General features: G+C 68.5%; 19 protein-coding genes. 14 read left to right on the plus strand and 5 right to left on the minus strand.

Going from position 1 to position 20,445, the window contains the following annotated elements; all coding sequences use genetic code 11:
• Positions 1-8: 8 nt before the first annotated feature.
• Positions 9-1,169: an ABC transporter substrate-binding protein gene (locus KUD94_RS11170; protein ID WP_255569251.1), complete on the minus strand. Its 1,161-nt coding sequence runs from the start codon at positions 1,167-1,169 to the stop codon at positions 9-11.
• A 229-nt stretch (positions 1,170-1,398) separates the two neighbouring features.
• Here KUD94_RS11170 and KUD94_RS11175 point away from each other — a divergent pair, with 229 nt between their 5' ends.
• Complete coding sequence (locus KUD94_RS11175) at positions 1,399-2,166, plus strand: ferredoxin--NADP reductase (RefSeq protein ID WP_218237280.1); 768 nt, start codon at positions 1,399-1,401, stop codon at positions 2,164-2,166.
• 9 nt (positions 2,167-2,175) lie between these two features.
• Positions 2,176-3,093, plus strand: coding sequence for a 50S ribosomal protein L3 N(5)-glutamine methyltransferase (gene prmB / locus KUD94_RS11180; protein ID WP_218237281.1), 918 nt, complete (start codon positions 2,176-2,178; stop codon positions 3,091-3,093).
• A 169-nt stretch (positions 3,094-3,262) separates the two neighbouring features.
• Here the strand turns inward: prmB and KUD94_RS11185 are convergent, their stop codons facing one another.
• Positions 3,263-4,375, minus strand: coding sequence for a helix-turn-helix domain-containing protein (locus KUD94_RS11185; RefSeq protein WP_370625867.1), 1,113 nt, complete (start codon positions 4,373-4,375; stop codon positions 3,263-3,265).
• Between the two features lie 162 nt (positions 4,376-4,537).
• On the opposite strand from KUD94_RS11185, the gene KUD94_RS11190 reads away from it, so the two are divergent.
• The 11 genes from KUD94_RS11190 (at position 4,538) to KUD94_RS11240 (ending at position 15,444) form a co-directional block, all read left to right on the plus strand.
• A complete protein-coding gene (locus tag KUD94_RS11190) occupies positions 4,538-5,005 on the plus strand; it encodes a (2Fe-2S)-binding protein (protein WP_218237283.1) in 468 nt (155 codons plus the stop codon).
• A gap of 24 nt (positions 5,006-5,029) precedes the next feature.
• On the plus strand, positions 5,030-7,405 hold the full coding sequence (locus KUD94_RS11195) for a xanthine dehydrogenase family protein molybdopterin-binding subunit (RefSeq protein ID WP_218237284.1): 2,376 nt from the start codon (positions 5,030-5,032) through the stop codon (positions 7,403-7,405).
• Positions 7,406-7,418: 13 nt separating this feature from the next.
• On the plus strand, positions 7,419-8,210 hold the full coding sequence (locus tag KUD94_RS11200) for a xanthine dehydrogenase family protein subunit M (protein WP_218237285.1): 792 nt from the start codon (positions 7,419-7,421) through the stop codon (positions 8,208-8,210).
• Positions 8,211-8,441: 231 nt separating this feature from the next.
• Positions 8,442-9,419, plus strand: coding sequence for a MoxR family ATPase (locus KUD94_RS11205; protein WP_218237286.1), 978 nt, complete (start codon positions 8,442-8,444; stop codon positions 9,417-9,419).
• A gap of 20 nt (positions 9,420-9,439) precedes the next feature.
• Positions 9,440-10,675, plus strand: a complete 1,236-nt coding sequence (locus KUD94_RS11210) for a VWA domain-containing protein (protein WP_218237287.1) — start codon at positions 9,440-9,442, stop codon at positions 10,673-10,675.
• A 20-nt stretch (positions 10,676-10,695) separates the two neighbouring features.
• Positions 10,696-11,250 carry a CoxG family protein gene (locus KUD94_RS11215; protein ID WP_218237288.1) on the plus strand — a complete coding sequence of 185 codons (555 nt, stop codon included), beginning with the start codon at positions 10,696-10,698 and terminating at the stop codon, positions 11,248-11,250.
• Between the two features lie 18 nt (positions 11,251-11,268).
• A complete protein-coding gene (locus tag KUD94_RS11220; protein ID WP_218237289.1) occupies positions 11,269-12,327 on the plus strand; it encodes an XdhC family protein in 1,059 nt (352 codons plus the stop codon).
• A complete protein-coding gene (locus tag KUD94_RS11225) occupies positions 12,314-12,961 on the plus strand; it encodes an NTP transferase domain-containing protein (RefSeq protein ID WP_218237290.1) in 648 nt (215 codons plus the stop codon). The genes KUD94_RS11220 and KUD94_RS11225 overlap by 14 nt, the downstream gene beginning before the upstream one ends.
• 167 nt (positions 12,962-13,128) lie before the next feature.
• Positions 13,129-14,274, plus strand: a complete 1,146-nt coding sequence (locus KUD94_RS11230) for a homoserine O-acetyltransferase (protein ID WP_218237291.1) — start codon at positions 13,129-13,131, stop codon at positions 14,272-14,274.
• Complete coding sequence (gene metW / locus KUD94_RS11235) at positions 14,271-14,855, plus strand: methionine biosynthesis protein MetW (protein WP_218237292.1); 585 nt, start codon at positions 14,271-14,273, stop codon at positions 14,853-14,855. The genes KUD94_RS11230 and metW overlap by 4 nt, the downstream gene beginning before the upstream one ends.
• 118 nt (positions 14,856-14,973) lie before the next feature.
• Complete coding sequence (locus KUD94_RS11240) at positions 14,974-15,444, plus strand: carboxymuconolactone decarboxylase family protein (protein ID WP_218237293.1); 471 nt, start codon at positions 14,974-14,976, stop codon at positions 15,442-15,444.
• A gap of 38 nt (positions 15,445-15,482) precedes the next feature.
• On the opposite strand, the gene KUD94_RS11245 is transcribed toward KUD94_RS11240, so the two are convergent.
• From KUD94_RS11245 to KUD94_RS11255, 3 genes are all read right to left on the minus strand, one after another.
• Positions 15,483-17,210, minus strand: a complete 1,728-nt coding sequence (locus KUD94_RS11245) for an amidohydrolase (protein WP_218237294.1) — start codon at positions 17,208-17,210, stop codon at positions 15,483-15,485.
• A 79-nt stretch (positions 17,211-17,289) separates the two neighbouring features.
• Positions 17,290-17,622 carry a multidrug efflux SMR transporter gene (locus tag KUD94_RS11250; RefSeq protein WP_218237295.1) on the minus strand — a complete coding sequence of 111 codons (333 nt, stop codon included), beginning with the start codon at positions 17,620-17,622 and terminating at the stop codon, positions 17,290-17,292.
• An 86-nt stretch (positions 17,623-17,708) separates the two neighbouring features.
• On the minus strand, positions 17,709-18,476 hold the full coding sequence (locus tag KUD94_RS11255; RefSeq protein WP_218237296.1) for a class II glutamine amidotransferase: 768 nt from the start codon (positions 18,474-18,476) through the stop codon (positions 17,709-17,711).
• A gap of 370 nt (positions 18,477-18,846) precedes the next feature.
• Here KUD94_RS11255 and KUD94_RS11260 point away from each other — a divergent pair, with 370 nt between their 5' ends.
• The gene (locus KUD94_RS11260; RefSeq protein WP_218237297.1) at positions 18,847-20,424 is read left to right on the plus strand and encodes a Re/Si-specific NAD(P)(+) transhydrogenase subunit alpha; all 1,578 of its coding nucleotides are present in this window, start codon (positions 18,847-18,849) and stop codon (positions 20,422-20,424) included.
• Positions 20,425-20,445 lie beyond the last annotated feature (21 nt).

The following is a 20,445-nucleotide window of genomic DNA, read 5'->3' on the forward strand; positions in this document are numbered from 1 at the left end:
AGCGCGGCTTACTGCGCGGCGGGGCGCAGCTTCTTCACTTCTTCGTCCGACGGCTGGAACTTCGCGCCGTCTTCGTAGCGGAAGTCCACCATCACGCCCTTGCCGTCCCTGAGCGCCGTGGTGCCCACGTAGGCGCCCATCGTCGATTGATGGTCTTGCGGTCGGTAGGTGATGCGGCCGAAGGGCGTGTCCACCTGCAGGCCGGCGAAGGCGGCGATCAGCTTTTCGGTGTCGCTGCTGCCGGCCTTCTTCAGGCCTGCGGCAATCGACAAGATGGCGTTGTAGCCGACGACGGAGCCATTGCGCGGGTAATCCTTGAAGCGCTGCTGGTAGGCGTCGAGAAACGCCTTGTGCTCGGGCGTGTCTATCGAATACCAGGGATAGCCGGTGACGATCCAGCCCACGGGCGCCTCGGCCTTGAGCGGGTCGAGGTAGTCGGGCTCGCCGCTGAGCAGCCCCACCACCTTGCGCCCTTCGAACAGGCCGCGGGTCTCGCCCTCGCGCACGAACTTGGCCAGATCCGTGGCAAAGAGCACGTTGAAGATGGCGTCCGGCTTGGCGTCGGCGAGCGCCTGCACCACGCTGCCCGCGTCCACCTTGCCCAGGGGCGTGGCCTGCTCGGCGACGAATTGCACGTCCGGCTGCGCCGCCTTCAAGAGCTGCTTGAAGGTCGCCACGGCCGACTGGCCGTATTCGTAGTTGGGGTAGACCAGCGCCCAGCGCTTCTTGTTCAACTTGGCCGCCTCGGGCACCAGCATCGCCACCTGCATCCAGGTCGAGGGGCGCAGGCGGAAGGTGTAGCGGTTGCCCTGCTCCCAGACGATCTTGTCGGTCAGCGGCTCGCTGGCCAGGTAAAAGCGCTTCTTTTGCAGCGCAAAGTCGGTCAGCGCCAGGCCCAGGTGCGACAGAAAGCCGCCGGTGAGCACGTCCACCTTCTCGCGCGTGATGAGCTCCTCGGCCGCGCGCACCGTGTCGCCGGGGTTGGCGTTGTCGTCGCGCGTGATCAGCACCAGCTTCTTGCCGTCTATGCCGCCGGCGGCGTTCACCTGTTCGACGGCCAGCTCCATGCCCTTTTTGTAGGGCTCGAGAAACGCCGGCTGCGCCTTGTAGCTGTTGATCTCGCCGATCAGGTAGCGCCCGCTGTCGGCATGCGCCGCGCCCGCCACCATCGCCCATGACGCCAGTACCAGCGCCGTCCACTTGCCCATGTCGCTGCCCCCCTTGGACTGCCAAAGTTGCCGGAGGGGTAATGTACTGCGCCGGCGGGCGGGCCCACGGTTTGAACGACAATTGGGGTTTTCCCGGTTCACGTCAGACAGGCGACAGGCGCGCGGCGCGCACCTGAGCCCATGCTGCGGCAATACCCTGCCGCGCCTGGCCGTTCACACCCACGACACGATGTTCTTCGAAGAGCGCGTCCTCTCGGTACACCACTGGACCGAGCGGCTGTTTTCATTCACCACGACCCGCGACCAGGCGTTTCGCTTCTCCAACGGCCACTTCACGCTGATCGGCCTGAAGGTGGACGCCAAGCCGCTCCTGCGCGCCTACAGCGTGGTCAGCCCCAACTGGGAAGAGCATCTGGAGTTCCTCTCGATCAAGGTGGCGCACGGGCCGCTGACCTCGCGACTGCAGCACATCCAGGTGGGCGACAGCATCCTCGTGGCCAAAAAGCCCACGGGCACGCTGGTGACCGACTACCTGCTGCCCGGCAAGCGCCTGTACCTGCTGGCCACGGGCACCGGCATCGCGCCCTTCATGGCCATCGTGCGCGACCCCGACACCTACGAGCGCTTCGAGCAAGTCGTCCTGGTGCACGGCGTGCGCGAGGCGGCCGAGCTTGCCTACCGCGACTACCTGAGCCAGGAGCTGCCACGCCACGAGCTGCTGGGCGAGCTGGTGCAGGACAAGCTGCGCTACTACCCCACGGTCACGCGCGAGAGCTTCATCCACCAGGGCCGCATCAATGCGCTGATCGAAAGCGGCCAGCTTGCCGCGGACCTCGGCCTGCCCCAGCTCGACCCGGCCAACGACCGGGTGATGCTCTGCGGCAGCCCGGAGATGCTGGCCACGCTCAAGGCGCTGCTCACGCGCATGGACTTCGAGGAAGGCAGCACCACGCGCCCGGGCGACTTCGTCATCGAGCGCGCCTTCGTCGAGAAGTAGGCCTGCCCGATGGCTGCGCCCCCCGCCCCGCACGGCCTGAGCGGCGCCACCGTGGGCGCGCTGGTCGCCAGCGGCGAGGCCTGGCTGCGCGCCGCTGGCGTGGGCTTTGGCCACGGCACCACCAACGCCCGCGACGAAGCCGCCTGGCTGGTGCTCTGGAGCCTGGGCCTGCCGCTGGACAGCCCCCTGGCGGGCGATGCGGATTCCATACAAAATCGGCCTGTAACGCCCGTCCAGCAAGCGCGAGCAGCTTCTCTTTTTGAAGAACGCATACGTCGGCGCGTGCCTGCCGCCTACCTCACGCGCGAGGCCTGGCTCGCGGGCGTGCCCTTCTACGTGGACGAGCGCGCCATCGTGCCGCGCAGCCTGATCGCCGAGCTGATTGCCAACGCCGGCATCGACCCCTGGCTGAGCGCGCAGACCTGCCAGGTGCTCGATCTGTGCACCGGCAACGGGAGCCTGGGGGTGCTGGCCGCCCTGGCCTGGCCCGAGGTGATGGTCACCGGCGCCGACCTCTCGCCCGAGGCCCTGGCCGTGGCGCGCATCAATGTGGACAAGCACGGCCTGCAGGAGCGCGTGCGGCTCGTCGAGTCCGACGGCCTGGCGCTCTGCCCCGGCCCCTGGGACCTGATCCTGTGCAACCCGCCCTACGTGAACGCGCAGAGCATGGCGCGGCTGCCGCCCGAATACCGCGCCGAGCCGGCGCTCGCGCTCGCGGGCGGCGAAGACGGCATGGACTTCATCCGCCGCCTGCTGCGCGACGCCCCTGCCTGCATGAGCGAAGACGCAGTGCTGGTGCTGGAGATCGGCCACGAGCGCGCGCACTTCGAAGCGGCCTTTCCCGCGCTGCCGGTGTTCTGGCTTGAGACCAGCGCGGGCAGCGAGCAGGTGTTGCTGATCACGCGCCAGGCGCTGGCCGGCGTGTGATCAGGCCTGGGGCAAGGCTGAAAAACCCCTCGCGCGTCGCGCATCACCGCCCGCTGCGGCCTGCGACCTTGCACATCTTCGCAATAGCGCCTGCCATTGCTGCGGATTGCGCCTTGCCGCCCATTTCATGCCGGGCGAGCGCCATCGCGGGGACGCGTTCAACGCCGCCCTAACCCGGCGCGCCCTTGCGCATCGCCGCCAGGCGCCGGTAGACCGTGGCGCGGCTCACGCCCAGCTTGCGCGCCGCTTCGGCCACGCGCCCGCCGGCGTCGCGCACCGCCTGGTCTATGAGTGCCGACTCCAGCGCCTTGAGCGAACGCGGCGCGGCCAGAGGTGCGCGCTGGCGCCGCTCGGCGCGCAGCTGCAGCCGCAGCCCTGACCACAGCGGCACGGTGCGCGGGCCGTCCTGCACCGCCGCATCAAACAGCCCGGCCCAGGGCAGCGCGAACAAATCGGCCGCATGCAGCGGCGCGCCCGCCAGGGTGTGCAGCGCCGGCAGCATCTGGCGCGCGCTGCTGTTGGCGCCGACCACCTGGCCGTCGGCGTCCAGGCACAGCAGGCCTTCGGCGCCCCCGCCGCCGCTGACCTGCCAGCCCTCGGGCCAGGACAGGCGCAGACGCAGGCTGTGCGGCCGCGCCAGGATCAGCGCCTCCTCGATCTGGCGAGCGGTGTGCGCCACCAGGTGCTGCAGCTCGGGACGTTCGGGCACGTCCACGCCGGTCACGTCGATCATGCCCAGGCAGTTGCCGTCGGGGCCGAACAGCGGCGCGCCGGCGCAGCTGTAGACGCCGGTGTCGGTGAAGAAATGCTCACCCCGGTGCAGCCAGACCGGCGCGCGCTCGGCCAGCGCCGCGCCGATCGCGCTGGTGCCTATGCTTTGCTCGGACAGGTCGATGCCGATGCGCGCGATCGCGTGCGTGGCGCGGTCGCGGTGATCGATGGCGCCGGCGGTGTCTATCACCGTGCCGCGCGCGTCGGTCAGCAGGGCGAAGTAGCGCACCGGCGCAATCTGGCGCGCCAGACGCTGCAGCGCCGGGCGCGCCAGCGCCAGCAGCTCGCCGTGCTGCTCGGCGGCGTCTGCCCCGGCGCGCCGGGGTGCGGGCTCGAAGACCACCGGGCGATCGGGCCGCGCGCCGCGCGCCAGGCAGCGCTGCCAGCTGCGCACGATCCAGGCGCGATCGAGCCAGGCGCCCACCAGCGCATCGGTCAGCTCGGCGCCGCCTTGCACCAGCGCCCGGCGCGCCAGCGCGATCTGGTTCAGGCGGGAGTCCGGGGTGTTCATGGCCATGGCTTGCGGGCCCGAGCGCTGCCGCCGGGGCGTCTCATTCTGAGAATATTGCATGCATGCCGGCATGGTCTCAGGGTTTGTACTAGGGCTTGGCAAGGCACTTGATCCAAGAATGGGCAGTCCACACCGCTTCATGCATCAGAAGGAGACAAGCGCATGCAGATCGAGCTCAAGGTCAACGGACAGCCCGTCAGCGCCGACGTGGCGCCCAACACGCTGCTGGTGCAGTTCATCCGCGAACACCTGCGCCTGACCGGCACCCACGTGGGTTGCGACACCGCCCAGTGCGGCGCCTGCACGGTGATGGCCGACGGGCGCTCCATCAAGTCGTGCAACGTGCTGGCGGTGCAGATGAACGGCTGCGACATCACCACCATCGAGGGCGTGGCCGCGCCCGACGGCACGCTGCACCCCATCCAGGCGGCGTTCAAGGAATGCCACGGCCTGCAATGCGGCTACTGCACGCCGGGCATGGTGATGAGCGCCATCGACCTGCTGGCGCACCATCCGCACGCAAGCGAGCAGGAAATCCGCGAGCTGCTGGAGGGCAACATCTGCCGCTGCACCGGCTACCAGAACATCGTCAAGGCCATCCAGACCGCGCAGGCGGCGGTGGCCGCCTGAGCCGCAGACCAAGGAGACACGACCATGGGTGCCAATGAATTTGCCAAGCTGCCGCATATCGGCGAATCGCTCAAGCGCAAGGAGGACGTGCGCTTTCTCACCGGCCAGGGCAATTACACCGACGACGTGCTGCTGGACCGCCAGCGCCACGGCTACTTCGTGCGCTCGCCGCATGCGCACGCCCGCATCAAGAGCGTGAACACCGCGGCCGCCAGCAAGATGCCCGGCGTGGTGCGCATCTTCACCGGCGCGGACATCGAGGGCAAGCTCGGCTCCATCCCCTGCGCCTGGCAAATCCACTATCCCGACGGCAGCCCGATGCGCGAGCCGCCGCACCCGGCGCTGGCGAGCAAAAAGGTGCGCTACGTGGGCGACCAGGTGGCGCTCGTCGTGGCCGACACGCACGAGCACGCCAAGAACGCCGCCGAGGCGGTGGAGGTCGAATACGAAGAGCTGCCCGCCGTGGTCGACATGCTGCGCGCCAAGGACGGCCCGGCGCTGCACGACGAGGCGCCGGACAACCAGTGCTTCAAATGGACGCTGGGCGACAAGGCGGCGGTGGACGCGGCCTTTGCCGGCGCCGCGCACGTGACGAAGATCGACGTGGTGAACAACCGCCTGATCCCCAACGCGATGGAGCCGCGCGCGGTCAACGTGCGCTACAACCGCTCGACCGACGAGACCGAGCTCTACGTCTCCAACCAGAACCCGCACGTCGAGCGCCTGCTGCTCACCGCCTTCGTGATGCAACTGCCCGAGCACAAGGTGCGCGTGATTGCGCCCGACGTGGGCGGGGGCTTCGGCTCCAAGATATATCTGTATGCCGAGGACGTGGCCCTGACATACGCTGCACGCGAACTCAACTGCGCGGTCAAGTGGACCGCCGAGCGCAGTGAATCCTTCGTGAGCGACGCCCACGGGCGCGACCACGTGAGCCACGCCGAGATGGCGATGGACAAGGACGGCAAGTTCCTTGCCGCGCGCTTTCACACCCACGCCAATCTGGGCGCCTACCTCTCGACGTTTGCCAGCGCCATCCCGACCTATCTCTACGGCACGCTCTTGGCGGGCCAGTACGCGACGCCGCAGGTCTATGTGGAGGTCGACGCCTGGTTTACCAACACCGCGCCGGTCGATGCCTACCGCGGCGCCGGGCGGCCCGAGGCCTGCTACCTGGTGGAGCGCCTGGTCACGCGCTGCGGCTGGGAGCTGGGTCTGTCCCAGGACGAGATCCGCAAGCGCAACTTTGTCACCGCCTTCCCCTACCAGACGCCGGTGGCGCTGCAGTACGACACGGGCGACTTTCACGCCTGCATGCGCGACGCGCAAAAGCTCGCCGACGTGGCCGGCTTTGACGAGCGGCGCAAGGCCAGCGAAGCCCGGGGCCTGCTGCGCGGCATGGGTTACAGCAGCTACATCGAAGCCTGCGGCCTGGCGCCAAGCAACCTCGCGGGCGCGCTGGGCGCGCGCGCCGGCCTGTTTGAAGCCGGCGAGGTGCGCGTACACCCCACGGGCAGCGTGATGGTGTTCACCGGCTCGCACAGCCACGGCCAGGGGCATGAGACGACGTTTGCGCAGCTCGTGGCGGCGCGCCTGGGGCTCGATCCCGGCCAGGTCGAGATCGTGCACGGCGACACCGGGCGCATCCCGTTTGGCCTGGGCACCTACGGCAGCCGCTCGCTGTCGGTCGGCGGCGCGGCCATCATGAAGGCGCTGGACAAGATCGAGGCCAAGGCCAAGAAGATCGCCGCGCACCTGATGGAGGCAAGCGACACCGACATCGAATTTGCCAACGGCGAATTCACCGTCAAGGGCACGGACAAGAAGATCCCGTTTGCCCAGGTAGCGCTCACCGCCTACGTGCCGCACAACTACCCGCTGGACAAGCTCGAACCCGGCCTGAACGAAACCGCCTTCTACGACCCGACCAACTTCACCTATCCCGCGGGCACCTACATCTGCGAGGTCGAGATCGACCCGCAGACCGGCGTGGTGCGCGTGGACCGCTTCTCCTGCGTGGACGACTTCGGCGTCATCATCAACCCGATGATCGTCGAGGGCCAGGTGCAGGGCGGCGTGGTGCAAGGCATGGGCCAGGCGCTGTACGAGCACGGCATCTACGACAAGGACACGGGCCAGCTGCTCACCGGCAGCTACATGGACTACACCATGCCGCGCGCGGCCAATTTCCCGAACATCCAGATCGGCCACGTCTGCACGCCGTGCACGCACAACCCCATAGGCAGCAAGGGCTGCGGCGAGGCCGGCGCCATCGGCGCGCCGCCGGCGGTGATCAACGCGGTGCTCGATGCCTTGAAGCCCCTGGGCATCGACGACATCGACATGCCGGCCACGCCCGACCGCGTGTGGGCCACGATCCAGCAAGCCAAGCAAGCCTGAAAGGAGCACCCCGATGTATGCATTTACCTATGAGCGCCCGAGCAGCCAGGCCGATGCCCTCAGGCTTGCCAAAGCGGGCGGCAAGCTGCTGGCCGGCGGGCAGACGCTGCTCGCCTCGATGAAGCTGCGCCTGGCGGCGCCCGAGCAGGTGGTGGACCTGGGCGGCATCGAGGAGCTGGCCGGCATCCGCAAGGAGGCGGGCGCCATCGTCATCGGCGCGATGACGCGCCACTGCGAGGTGGCCGAGAGCAGCGTGGTGCAGCAGAACATTCCCGCGCTGGCGGGCCTGGCCAGCGGCATAGGCGACAAGCAGGTGCGCGCGCGCGGCACGATCGGCGGCTCGGTGGCCAACAACGACCCGGCCGCCGACTACCCGGCCGCGCTCTTGGGCCTGGGCGCAACGGTGCACACCCATGCGCGCACGATCGCGGCCGACGACTTCTTCCAGGGCTTGTTCAGCACCGCGCTGGACGAGGGCGAAATCATCACCGCGGTGAGCTTTCCCATCCCGCAAAGAGCGGCCTACATGAAGTTCCCGCAGCCCGCGTCGCTGTTCGCGCTGATCGGCGTCTTCGTCGCGCAGACTGCGGGCGGCGTGCGCGTGGCGGTGACCGGCGGGGGCAACGGGGTGTTTCGCCATGCGGGCATGGAGCAGGCGCTGTCGGCCAGCTTCACGCCCGAGGCCGCGGCCAAGGTAGCGACCGACGCGGGCGAGCTCTCGGGCGACCTGCACGGCTCCAGCCAGTACCGCGCGCACCTCGTCGGGGTGATGACCCAGCGCGCCGTTGCGCAGGCCTTGGCCTGATCGGGCGGCCCTCACCCCGGCCCTCTCCCAAAGGGAGAGGGAGCAAAGCCGGCGCGGCGAATCACCCTTGATCTTCTGGAGACAAGGAGCAAAACCGGGCCGGTATTTCACCCTCGCCCCTTTGGGGAGAGGGAGGGGTGAGGGGCCTGCACTGCCCGAGAATATCTAAGCCTTTTATGCCTCAAGCGCTTGCCAGGCAAGCGCTGGCAGCTCATTTTTCAGAGGTATTTCATGCTCGATACCCCGCCCTGCGAATGCAACACCATCGACGAGCTCACCGCAGGGCTGCGCCAGCACGGCTACTTTGCCGACCGGCGCCTGGCCACTGCCGTGTTCCTCGCGCTCAAGCTGCAGCGCCCGCTGCTGCTGGAAGGCGAGCCCGGCGTGGGCAAGACGGAACTGGCCAAGGCCCTGGCCAAAGTGCTGGGACGCCCCTTGATCCGCCTGCAGTGCTTTGACGGCCTGGAGCAGCGCGAGGCGCTCTACGAATGGAACTACGCCGCGCAGCTCTTGCACCTGCGCGCGGCCGAAATGACGGCGCCCACGCCGCCTGCGGCGCAAGCTGCGCAGCCCGGCGGCGGCCCCGGCCTGCACCTCGAAACGCTGGAGCAAGAGGTCTACCAGCCGCGCTACCTGGTGCGCCGCCCGCTCTTGCAGGCGCTGGAAACCCCGGCACCCGGCGCGCTGCTCTTGATCGACGAGGTCGACCGCGCCGACGAGCCGTTTGAAGCCTTCCTGCTCGAATACCTGGGCGAATACCAGGTCAGCATCCCCGAGCTGGGCACGGTGCGCGCCAGCGTGCCGCCAGTGACCCTGCTCACCAGCAACCGCACGCGCGAGCTCAACGGCGCGGTCAAGCGCCGCTGCCTCTACCACTGGCTGGACTACCCCGAGCGTGAACGCGAGCTGGCCATCGTCCATGCGCTGGTGCCCGAGGCGCCGCGCCAGCTCACCGAGCAGGTCGCGGCCTTCGTGCAGCAGTTGCGCAGCGCGCCGTTTGACGGGCAGTTCCAGCGCGCGCCCGGCATTGCCGAAACCGTGGAATGGGCGCGGGCACTGGTCGCGCTCGACACCCTGGCGCTGGACCCCGAAGTGGTGCAAGACACCGCCGGCATCTTGTTCAAGCAGCGCGACGACGTGGCCGCGCTCAACCAGGCGCTGGCCGCCGAGGTGCTGCAGGTCGCCCTGCCCGATGGCGGGGCGAACTGAGAGCTTGAGAGGAAATCCTCATGCCCGCCAGCGCTGCCCCGGCCCCCGATCGCGTCGTCCAGCTCGGTGACGCGCGCAGCGGCAAGCTCGCGGCCAACCTCGGCGCGTTTTGCCGCATGCTGCGCCGCGCCGGCGTGCCGGTGGATGCCGCACGCATGGCCCTGGCCCAGCAGGCGCTGCAGTGGGTGGGCCTGGCGCAGCGCGAGGACGCCAGCGCCGCGCTCGAGGCCGTGCTCATCGCGCGCGAGCAGGACCGCGCGGTGTTTCGCGAACTCTTCGACGCCTTTTTCCGCGACCCCAAGCTCGCGAACAAGCTGCTCGCGCAAATGCTGCCGCGCGCCGACGGCCACGCCAAAGGCCCCAAGCGCCGCCCGCGCGTCGCCGAGGCGCTGTCACCCCCCAAGACCCCTGCGCCCGCGCAAAAGGAAGACGCGATCGACCTCGATGCGGCCATGACCGCGAGCCAGACCGCGCGCCTGAAAACCGCCGACTTCAACCAGCTCAGCGCCAGCGAATACCGACTCGTCGAACGCCTGGTGCGCGACATCCCCCTGCCTCTGCCTACCGTGTCCGCGCGGCGCACGCGCGGCGGCATGCGCGGCGCGCGCATCCACTGGCGGCGCACCTTCGGCGCAGCGGCCCAGTGCGGCGGCGACATCATGGCGCTGCACCGCCTGCAGCGTCGGCGCCAGCCGCTGCCGCTCCTGGTGCTGGTCGACGTCTCCGGCTCCATGGAGCGCTACGCGCGCCTGTTGCTGGCCTTCTTGCACTGCGCCACTGCGCGCACCCAGGTGGGCAGCCGGGGTTTGGCGGTGCGCCGTGACGTCTTTGCCTTCGGCTCGCACCTGACCGATCTCAATGCCGCCTTTCGCCTGAGCGACACCGACGCGATGCTGCTCGCTGCCGGGCAGGCCATCGACGACTTTGCCGGCGGCACGCGCCTGGGCGCGTCGCTCGCCGAGCTGCGCCGGCACCACTGGCGCCGCCTCGTCGGCCGGCGCACGCTGGTGCTGCTGGTGAGCGACGGGCTCGATACCGGCGAGCCCGCCGAGCTGGCCGGCGAGCTGGCCTGGCTCAAGCGCCACACGCGCAGCTTGCTGTGGCTCAACCCGCTGCTGCGCTTTGGCGGCTACGAGCCGATCGCACGCGGCGCGGCCGAGCTGCACCGCGCGGCCGACGGCATGCTCGCGGTGCACAACGTCACCAGGCTGCACGAACTGGCGGACGCGATTGCGCGCCTGCTCCAACACCACTGAATTTGCGAAGGAGACCGCTCATGGAAATGCAAGGCTCACGCCCGCTGGCCGTCACCCAGCAACAGGCCTGGGAGTCGCTCAACGATCCCAAGGTGCTCAAGGCCTGCATCCCGGGCTGCGACAGCATAGAAGCCACGGGCGACAACGCTTGGGCGATCACCATGGCGCTCAAGGTCGGCCCGGTCAGCGCCAAATTCAAAGGAAACATCGCGCTGTCGGACATCGAGCCGCCGCGCAGCTACACCCTGGGCTTCGAAGGCTCGGGCGGGCCCGCCGGCTTCGGCAAGGGCAGTGCCAAGGTCACGCTCACGCCGCTGGATGCGGGCTGCGAACTCGCCTACAGCGCCAGCGCCAGCGTGGGCGGCAAGATCGCCCAGGTCGGCCAGCGGCTGATCGACGGCGTGGCCAAGTCCATGGCCGAGAAGTTCTTCACCCGCTTTGACGAGGAGATGCAGCGGCGCTTTGGCCCGCCGCCCGAGCACGGCAGCGAGGAACCCGGGGAAGGCGGCACACTCAAGAAGCTGTGGGGCAAACTCAAGGGCGCCAGCCCGCAAGACGCCGCCACGCCCGACTGAAGGCAGGAGGCGCAAGGCATGGAAAACCTCGATCTCACGGTGCTGCGCGCGTTGGCCGGGTGGCGCGCGGCCGGCCAGGATGCGGTGCTTGCCACCGTCGTGCACACCTGGGGTTCGTCGCCGCGCCCCGTGGGCTGCATCATGGCGCTGCGCGGCGACGGCATGGTGGTCGGCTCGGTCTCCGGCGGCTGCATTGAGTACGACCTGATCGACCGCTACACCAAGCCCGGCGTGCCCGATGCCTTGCCGCGCTCGGGGCCGCCGCGACTCGTCAAGTACGGCATCACCGCCGACGAGGCGCACCGCTTTGGCCTGCCCTGCGGCGGCACGCTGCAGATCCTGGTGGAATTCAACCCCGAGGCCGAGGCCATCCGGCAGTTGCTGGCGCGGCTCGATGCCGGCCAGCTCATGCACCGGCGCGTGCGGCTGGCCGACGGCGCGGTGACGCTGGAGCCCGCCGAGCACCCGGCCGACCTCATCGTCGGCGCGCAGGAGGTGGTCAACACCTTTGGCCCCGGCTACCGCATGCTCATCATCGGCGCGGGGCAGATGAGCGAGTACCTGGCCACCATGGCGCTGTTCTGCGGTTTCGCGGTGACGGTGTGCGACCCGCGCGAGGAGTTTTCCGGCAGCTGGAGCGTGGACGGCGCGCGCCTGGTGACCACCATGCCCGACGACACCGTGGCCGAGATGCAGCCCGACGGGCGCACCTGCGTGATCGCTCTCACCCACGACCCCAAGCTCGACGACCTGGCACTGCTGCAGGCGCTCGACACCCCGGCCTTCTACATCGGCGCCATCGGCAGCCGGCGCAACAGCGCCTTGCGCCACCAGCGCATGATCGAGCACCTGGAGCAGACCGAAGAAAGCCTGAAGGATTTGCGCGGCCCCGTGGGCATCTACATCGGCAGCAAGACCCCGCCCGAGATCGCGGTCAGCGTGATGGCCGAAATCCTCGCGGTGAAGAACGGCGTGCCGCTGCCGCGCGACATGGACGTGGCCCACGTCAAGGACATGCAGGAGATCACGCCGAACGACGCGGCCAACGTCTGCTTCGTGATCCATGACGACGCCTGATTGCGCCCACCCCTGCGGCGCGGTGCTGCTTGCCGCAGGCGCCGGGCGGCGCATGGGGGGCAGGCCGAAGGCGCTGCTGCTGCGCGATGGCGAGCCGCTGCTGCTGCGCCAGGCGCGCCTGCTTGCCGCGGCGGGCTGCGCGCCCGTCGTCGTCGTGCTGGGCCACCACCGCGATGCCCTGCTGCCCGTGTTGCAGGCAGCCCGGGGCGAGCACCCCGAGCTGATGTGGACCACCAACCCCGCGCCCGAGGACGACCCCGCGTCCTCGCTGCGCTGCGGCCTGGCTGCATTGCCCGCAGCGCTCGACACCATCGTCGTCGCCCTGGGCGACCAGCCCTTGCTGCAGGAGCCGGATTTCCACGCCCTCCTGCACGCCTGGCGCGCGCGCGGCAGCGGCGCCGAGCTGCTCGTGCCGATGCACGCCGGCGCGCCCGGCCACCCGCTGGTCTTTGGCGCCCTGCTGCGCCAGGCGGTGCAGCAGGGCGACTCCGTGCGCCAGTGGCGGCGCGCCCATCCCGAACGGGTGCAGACGCTCGCCGCCGACCACGCGCGCTACACCACCGACGTCGATACGCCCGAGTCGCTGCAAAGCTTGCAGCAAGCGCATGGCGTCACCTTGACCTGGCCTGCCTGACCCTACCCCGCCCCGGTCTTGCCTCACGCCCGCGACCGCTTTGGCATAATGCCCCGCGAGAGACGCGCCGATTTGCACCGCTTGCGGGCGCTTTACAAATTCCGCTAAAGACGTGACCGACAGCGTGCAAGACCCGGCCCCGTTCTTTGGCGGCGCCGGGTTTTTTCATGTCCTTCATTGCCACGCCCCAATCAATGCACTTTTCCGATGCGCTGGCGCTCGCTTCGGGTGCGGTGCTCAAGGACTACCAGCTCGCCTACGAAACCTATGGCGAGCTCAACGCCGACAAGAGCAACGCGGTGCTGGTATGCCACGCGCTCAATGCCTCGCACCACGTGGCCGGCTACTACCCGGGCCAGCCCAGGAGCGAAGGCTGGTGGGACAACATGATCGGCCCGGGCAAGAGCGTGGACATCAAGCGCTTCTTCGTCATCGGCATCAACAACCCGGGCTCGTGTTTCGGCTCCACCGGCCCGATGGACGTGAACCCGGCCACGGGCGAGGTCTATGGCGCGCAGTTTCCGGTGCTCACGGTGGAAGACTGGGTCAATGCCCAGGCGCTGCTGCTCGAGCGCCTGGGGATCAGGCAATTGGCCGCGGTGATGGGCGGGAGCCTGGGCGGCATGCAGGCGCTGTCCTGGACGCTGCAATACCCCGATCGGGTGCGCCACGCCATCGTGATTGCCAGCGCGCCCAATCTCTCGGCCGAGAACATCGCCTTCAACGAAGTGGCGCGCCGCGCGATTGCCACCGACCCGGACTTTCACGGCGGCGACTACTACCGCCACGGCGTCGTCCCCAAGCGCGGTCTGCGCATCGCCCGCATGATCGGGCACATCACCTATCTGAGCGACGACGTGATGAACGCCAAGTTCGGCCGCGAGCTGCGTGCGGCCGTCGAGGGCGTGGCGCGCGAGGACTACCACTACAGCACGCAGGACGTGGAGTTCCAGATCGAAAGCTATCTGCGCTACCAGGGCGACAAGTTCAGCGACTACTTTGACGCCAACACCTATTTGCTGATCACCCGCGCGCTCGACTACTTTGACCCGGCGCGCAGGACCGGCGGCAGCCTGACCCAGGCGCTTTCGCTCACCCAGGCAAAATTCCTGCTGGTGAGCTTTTCCACCGACTGGCGCTTTGCGCCGGCGCGCTCGCGCGAGACCGTGCATGCGCTGCTGGAAAACCGTCGCCGCGTCAGCTACGCCGAGATCGACGCGCCCCACGGACATGATGCCTTTTTGCTCGATGACGCCCGCTACATGGGCGTAGTGCGCTCTTATTTTGATGGTATCGCAAAGGAGCTGGCATGAGCGATCACTCCACCATGCAAAGCATCGCGCGGCTGGTGCCCGAGGGCAGCCGCGTGCTCGATCTGGGCTGCGGCGACGGCGCCCTGCTGGAGCTGCTCACGCGCGAGCGCGGCTGCAGCGGCTACGGCATAGAGATCGCCGATGCCAACGTGCTCGCCTGCGTGCGCCGCGGGGTCGACGTGATCCAGCTCAACCTGGACGAAGGCCTGGCGATGTTCGCTGACAACAGCTTCGACGTGGTGCTGCAGATCGACACGCTGCAACACCTGCGCAACGCCGAGGTCATGCTGCAAGAGACCGCGCGCGTGGGCCGCAGCGCCGTCGTCGCCTTCCCCAACTTCGCGCACTGGCCCAACCGCCTGTCCATCCTGCGCGGCAGGATGCCGGTCACCCGCCGCCTGCCCTATCAGTGGTACGACACGCCCAACATCCGCGTGGGCACCTTCAAGGACTTCGAGCTGCTGGCGCGGCGCAACAAGCTGCGCATCCTGGACGCCTTTGGCCTGGAAGAAGGCCGCGAGGTGCGCACCTGGCCCAATCTGCTGGCCAGCACCGCGGTCTTTCGCTTCGAGCACGACTGAGCCAAGGCGCTACTGCTGCCATGGTTTCGCCCCGCGACGCGCCCTGTGCGGCGGCGGCGCTTCTAGACTGGCCACACCACTGAACCGAACACCCGCTTTTGCACAGGAGTGAACGCACATGCACGAACAACGTCTGGACTACACCAAGGCAGCGCCCGAAGCCTTCAAGGCCTTGCTCAACACCGAGATGCAGGTGCACAAGAGCGGGCTGGAGAGCTCGCTGATCGAGCTCGTGAAGATGCGCGCCTCGCAGATCAACGGCTGCGGCTACTGCCTGGACATGCACAGCAAGGATGCGATCGCCGACGGCGAAACCGTGCAGCGCCTGGTGCTGCTTTCCGCCTGGCGCGAGGCCCCCTACTTCTACAGCGAGCGCGAGCGCGCCGCCCTGGCCTGGACCGAGGCTATCACGCAAATTTCCACGCTGGGCGTGCCCGACGCGTTGTACGAAGAGGTGCGCCAGCACTTCGACGAAAAAGGCATCGTCGATCTGACGCTTGCGGTGATCGCGATCAACGGCTGGAACCGCATGGCCGTCGCGTTTCGCTCCAAGGTGGGCGACTACGTGAGCCAGCGCGGCAAGCAATAGGCGACAGGGGGCGACAGGGCCGTGCCGGCCCTGTGGCTTCAGCGCGCGGCGGCGCCGAGGCTGCCGTGCGTCAGGCGCCCGTTCATCATCGTCGCCACCACCGCCACCTTGTGGATGTCGTGCGGCGCGACCTCAAACAGATTGCGCTCGAGCACCACCAGGTCGGCGCGCTTGCCCACTTCGAGCGAGCCCACGAGCTTGTCCAGACCGATCTGATAGGCCGGGTCCAGCGTATAGCCCTTGAGCATTTGCGCGAGCGTCATGCGCTGGCTCTTGGGCTCGAGGATGGGCGCGTCGGGTTTGCCTATGAGCTGGCGCGTCATGCCGATCTGGATCACGTCCAGCGGCTTGTAGGTAGAAAAGTAGCCAGCCGCAGCCCAGTCGGTTCCGAGCGTCACGCGCGCGCCCGACTCGACCAGCGCGCGCGCCGGATAGAGGTTGTGCTCAAAGCGCTGCGCGCCCAGGCGCTGGCGCAGCACGCCCAGGGTGTCGGGGTCGGCCGTGGCCCAGTTCACGCCCACCTGGGCCAGCACCCCGAGCTTGCCAAAGCGCGGCACGTCGGCCGGGTCAATGCTTACCAGATGGCAGATGGTGTGGCGCCGGTCGCGCGGCGGGTTGGCCGCGATCGCCGCCTCCACCGCGTCGAGCACGGTACGCGTGCAGGCGTCGCCGTCGCAGTGCACGTGCACGTTGACGCCGGCCTTGTCCGCCTCGGCAATGAGCGCGTGGAACTGCGCGGTAGCAAAAGTGGTTGCGCCGCGCGTCTCGGGCTTGTCGGCATAGGGCTCGAGCATCGCCGCGGTCCAGCCGCCTTCGGTGCCGTCGCCCATGATCTTGAGCGCCGCCACGTGCACCAGTTCGGAGTGGATGCGCTTTTGCACCGCGCGCAGCCCGGGCAAGGGCGGCGGGTCTTGCGGGCCGCGCGTGGCGTAGGAGACGCCCAGGCGCAGCAGCAGCTCGCCGCGCTGCTCCAGCTTGAGGTAGGACGACAACAGCTCGCCCTGGTCGGCCACCGGCGGCACGCCGGCATCAAAGCCGCCGGTGAGCCCCGCGGCGGCCGCCTTGGGCATCCATTTGGCCGCATAGGCGCCAAAGGTCTCGGGCGTGAGCGGCACCAGCTTGTTCAGCGCCTCCATGTAGGTGGCGGGCTCGACGGCGTAGCCGGTCGGCTCGCCGTCCTTGTCGCGTTGCCAGAAGGCAAAACCCGGCGCGGGGTCCTTGGTGTTGCGGTCCACGCCCACCAGCTCCAGCGCGCGGCTGTTGAACCACATGCTGTGGTAGTCGATGTTGAGCATGTAGGCCGGGCGGTCCGGGAAGATGCGATCGAGCTCGCGCCGGTCCGGCCCCTCGGGGCCGAACATGTCGGTGCGCCAGCCAAAGCCGCTCACCAGCCCCGTGGGATGCTCGCGCGCATAGTCTTGCAGCGCGCGCAGCATCTGCTCACGCGTCTCGTACTGCAGATCGGCGCCGGCGGTCATGAAGCTGCTCAGCAGCGGATGGATGTGGCTGTCGATGAAGCCGGGCACGACCATCTTGCCCTGCAGATCCACCACCCGGGTGTCCGCGCCGATGTGCGCCTTGAGCGCCGCGTCGTCGTCCTTGCCGACGTAGACGATGTCCTTGCCGCGCACCGCCAGCGCCTGGGCCCAGGGCTGGTCGGAGTTGACGGTATAGACCTTGGCATTGCGCAGCACGTAGTCGGCCCCGGCCGCATGCGCAGTGATGGCAAGCGCGCAAGACGCCGCCAGGAAGAGAGAACGGATCATGGACATTCCTTTGCTTGCAGCGCCGGCGCGGCGCAAGGCAGAGCGGTTTGACGATGGAAAAAGACAGGCGCGCACAAGCTCAATGCACGCTGGTCTTGGACAAGAGGTTGAGCACCAGCACCCCGGCGACGATGAGCGCAATGCCGAGGAAGGCCCAGGCATCGAGCGCCTGGCCGTGCACCACCCAGGCGATCAGCGCGACCAGCACGATGCCCAGCCCCGCCCAGACCGCATAGGCCAGGCCCACGGGGATGGTCTTGAGCGCGAGCGAAAGAAAATAAAAGGCCAGGCCATAGCCGACGACCACCACCAGCGAGGGCAGCGGGTTGGTGAAGCTGTTGGCCGACTTGAGCGCCGATGTGCCAAGGACTTCGCCGACGATGGCAATCATGATGTACCACCAGCTTTGCATCTGAAGATTCCTCGTTTGCTTGCCGCGCAGCCGCTTGGCTGCGCGGTGGCCGATGATCGCAGACAAATCGCCTGCACGCCGCCACCTCAGTGCGCGAGGCACTGCCCGTCGGCGAAGACCCGCAGGCTGGCGGGCGCCAGGCGCGTCCAGTTTTCGTTGCGCGTGAGCGGCGCGGTGGCAATCACCGCCACGCGGTCGCTGGCGGTGGTGCAGGTGGCGAAGTCCACGCTCAACTCCTCGTCGCTGAGCTGCGCCACGGCAAAGGGGTGGCGCCGCTCGATGTAGTGCAGCTCGGTGCTGGCGTGGGCCCACAGCGCCTGGCCGTTGGAGAGCAGAAAATTGAACGTGCCCCGCGGCGCAATCCGGGCCGCCAGCTCGCGCAGCGTGAGCGTGAGCTCGGCCACGCTGGGCACGCCGGCGTGCGACTTGGCCAGCTCCTGCATCAGCCAGCAGAAGGCGTGCTCGCTGTCCGTCGTGCCCACGGGGTGAAAGCCCGCATGCAGGCGCGGACGAAAGTCCTTCAGGTCGCCGTTGTGCGCAAACACCCAGTAGCGCCCCCAGAGTTCGCGCACGAAGGGGTGGCAATTGGCCAGGTTCACCTCGCCCTGCGTGGCCTTGCGGATGTGCGCGATCACGTTGCGGCTCTTGATCGGGTAGCGGCGTATGAGCTCGGCCACGGGCGAGTCCAGCGCTCTTTGATGGTCGACGAAATGCCGCAGCCCGCGGCCCTCGAAGAAGGCCACGCCCCAGCCGTCGACGTGGTCGGCCGTCTGGCCGGCGCGCCGGGCAAAGCCGGTGAAGCTGAAGGTCAGGTCCGTGGGGGTGTTGGCGTTCATGCCGAGCAGCTGGCACATGGCGCGGATTATCAGGGCAGCCAACAGGGATATTGCCGGCAACAGCGCCCAAGCGTGGCTGGGCAGCGTCCGCCCCCGCAGGCATGCGTCCGGCCGGCGCGCTACTGGCTTGCAAAATATGCGAACGATCGTGCTTTTCGTGTAAGCTGCGAGTAAGGGCGACGCTGAGCAAGTCCCCGCGATGGCGCGCGCCCAGCATGGGGATGGGCTGCAAGGCGCAAACCGCAGCAATAGCCGAAGCTATTGCGAGGATTTGCAAGGCCGGAGAACCGCCGCAGGCTGGGATGCGCGACGCGCGAGGGACTTGTTCAGCGTTGCCTAAGACGTCACACCATTCGTGCCGCCAACCGCAGCGCACGCAGGAGCCAACATGATGCTGATAGGAGTGCCCGCCGAAACACTGGCTGGTGAAAAACGCGTGGCCACCGTGCCCGAGGTCGTGGAGAAACTCATCAAGCTGGGTTTTTCCGTGGCGGTGCAGTCGGGCGCGGGCGAGGCCGCGAGTTTCAGTGACGAAGCCTACCGCGCGGCGGGGGCGCAGGTGCTGCCCGACGCCGCCACGCTCTGGGCCCGGTCCGACATCGTCTTGAAGGTGCGCCCGCCCACCGGGGCCGAAGCCGCCCACTTGCGCGAAGGCAGCACCTTGATCGGCTTCATCTGGCCGGCGCAGAACCCGCAGCTCATGGAGCAGCTCGCCGGCAAGAAGGCCACGGTGCTCGCCATCGACTGCCTGCCGCGCACCCTGAGTCGGGCGCAGAAGATGGATGCGCTCACCTCCACCGCCGGGGTTTCCGGCTACCGCGCGGTGATCGAGGCGGCCAACGCCTTCGGGCGCTTTTTCAACGGCCAGATCACTGCTGCGGGCAAGGTGCCGCCGGCGCGCGTCTTCATCGCCGGCGCCGGCGTCGCCGGTCTTGCGGCCATAGGCACGGCGGCCAATCTGGGCGCGGTGGTGCGCGCCAACGACACGCGCGCCGAAGTGGCCGACCAGGTCAAGTCGCTCGGCGGCGAGTTCGTCAAGGTCGACTACGAGGAAGAAGGCTCGGGCGGCGGCGGCTACGCCAAGGTGATGAGCGAGGGCTTTCAGGCCGCACAGCGCCAGATGTACGCCAGCGAGGTGAAGAGCGCCGACATCGTCATCACCACCGCGCTGATTCCGGGCAAGCCCGCGCCCAAGCTCATCACCGCCGAGATGGTGCAAAGCATGAAGCCCGGCAGCGTCATCGTCGACATGGCCGGCGAGCAGGGCGGCAATTGCGAGCTCACCGTGCCGGGCGAAGCCGTGGTGCGCCATGGCGTGACCATCATCGGCTACACCGACCTGGCTTCGCGCCTGGCGCGCCAGTCCTCCACGCTGTACGCGACCAATCTGCTGCGCCTGATGGAAGAGCTGTGCAAGGCCAAGGACGGCGTCGCCGTGGTCAACATGGAGGACGATGCGATCCGCGGCCTGACCGTGATCAAGGAGGGCGAGATCACCTGGCCCGCGCCGCCGCTCAAGCTTGCGCCGCCGCCCGCCCACAAGGCTGCGACGGCGCCGGCGCCCGAGAAGAAATCCGCCCACGGCAGCGGCGCGCCGATGTCGGGCAAGGCGCTCAGCATCGTCTTCGCGGTGCTGGCGCTGCTGTTCTGGGCCATTGGCGCCTACGCACCCGCGGCCTTCCTCGGGCACTTCACGGTCTTCGTGCTGGCCTGCTTCATCGGCTACATGGTGGTCTGGAACGTCACGCCCTCGCTGCACACGCCGCTCATGAGCGTGACCAACGCCATCTCCAGCATCATCGCCATCGGTGCGCTGATCCAGATCGCACCGCCCGGCATGGGGGAGAACGGCCGGCCCGACACGCTCATCCTCTGGCTGGCGTTTGCCGCGCTGGTGCTCACCGGCATCAACATGTTCGGCGGCTTTGCCGTCACCCGGCGCATGCTGGCGATGTTCCGCAAGTAAGCCCTGCCACCCGCATCCGAG

It is taken from the genome of Comamonas sp. NLF-1-9 (assembly GCF_019195435.1).
Classification (GTDB): Bacteria; Pseudomonadota; Gammaproteobacteria; order Burkholderiales; family Burkholderiaceae_C; genus Comamonas_C.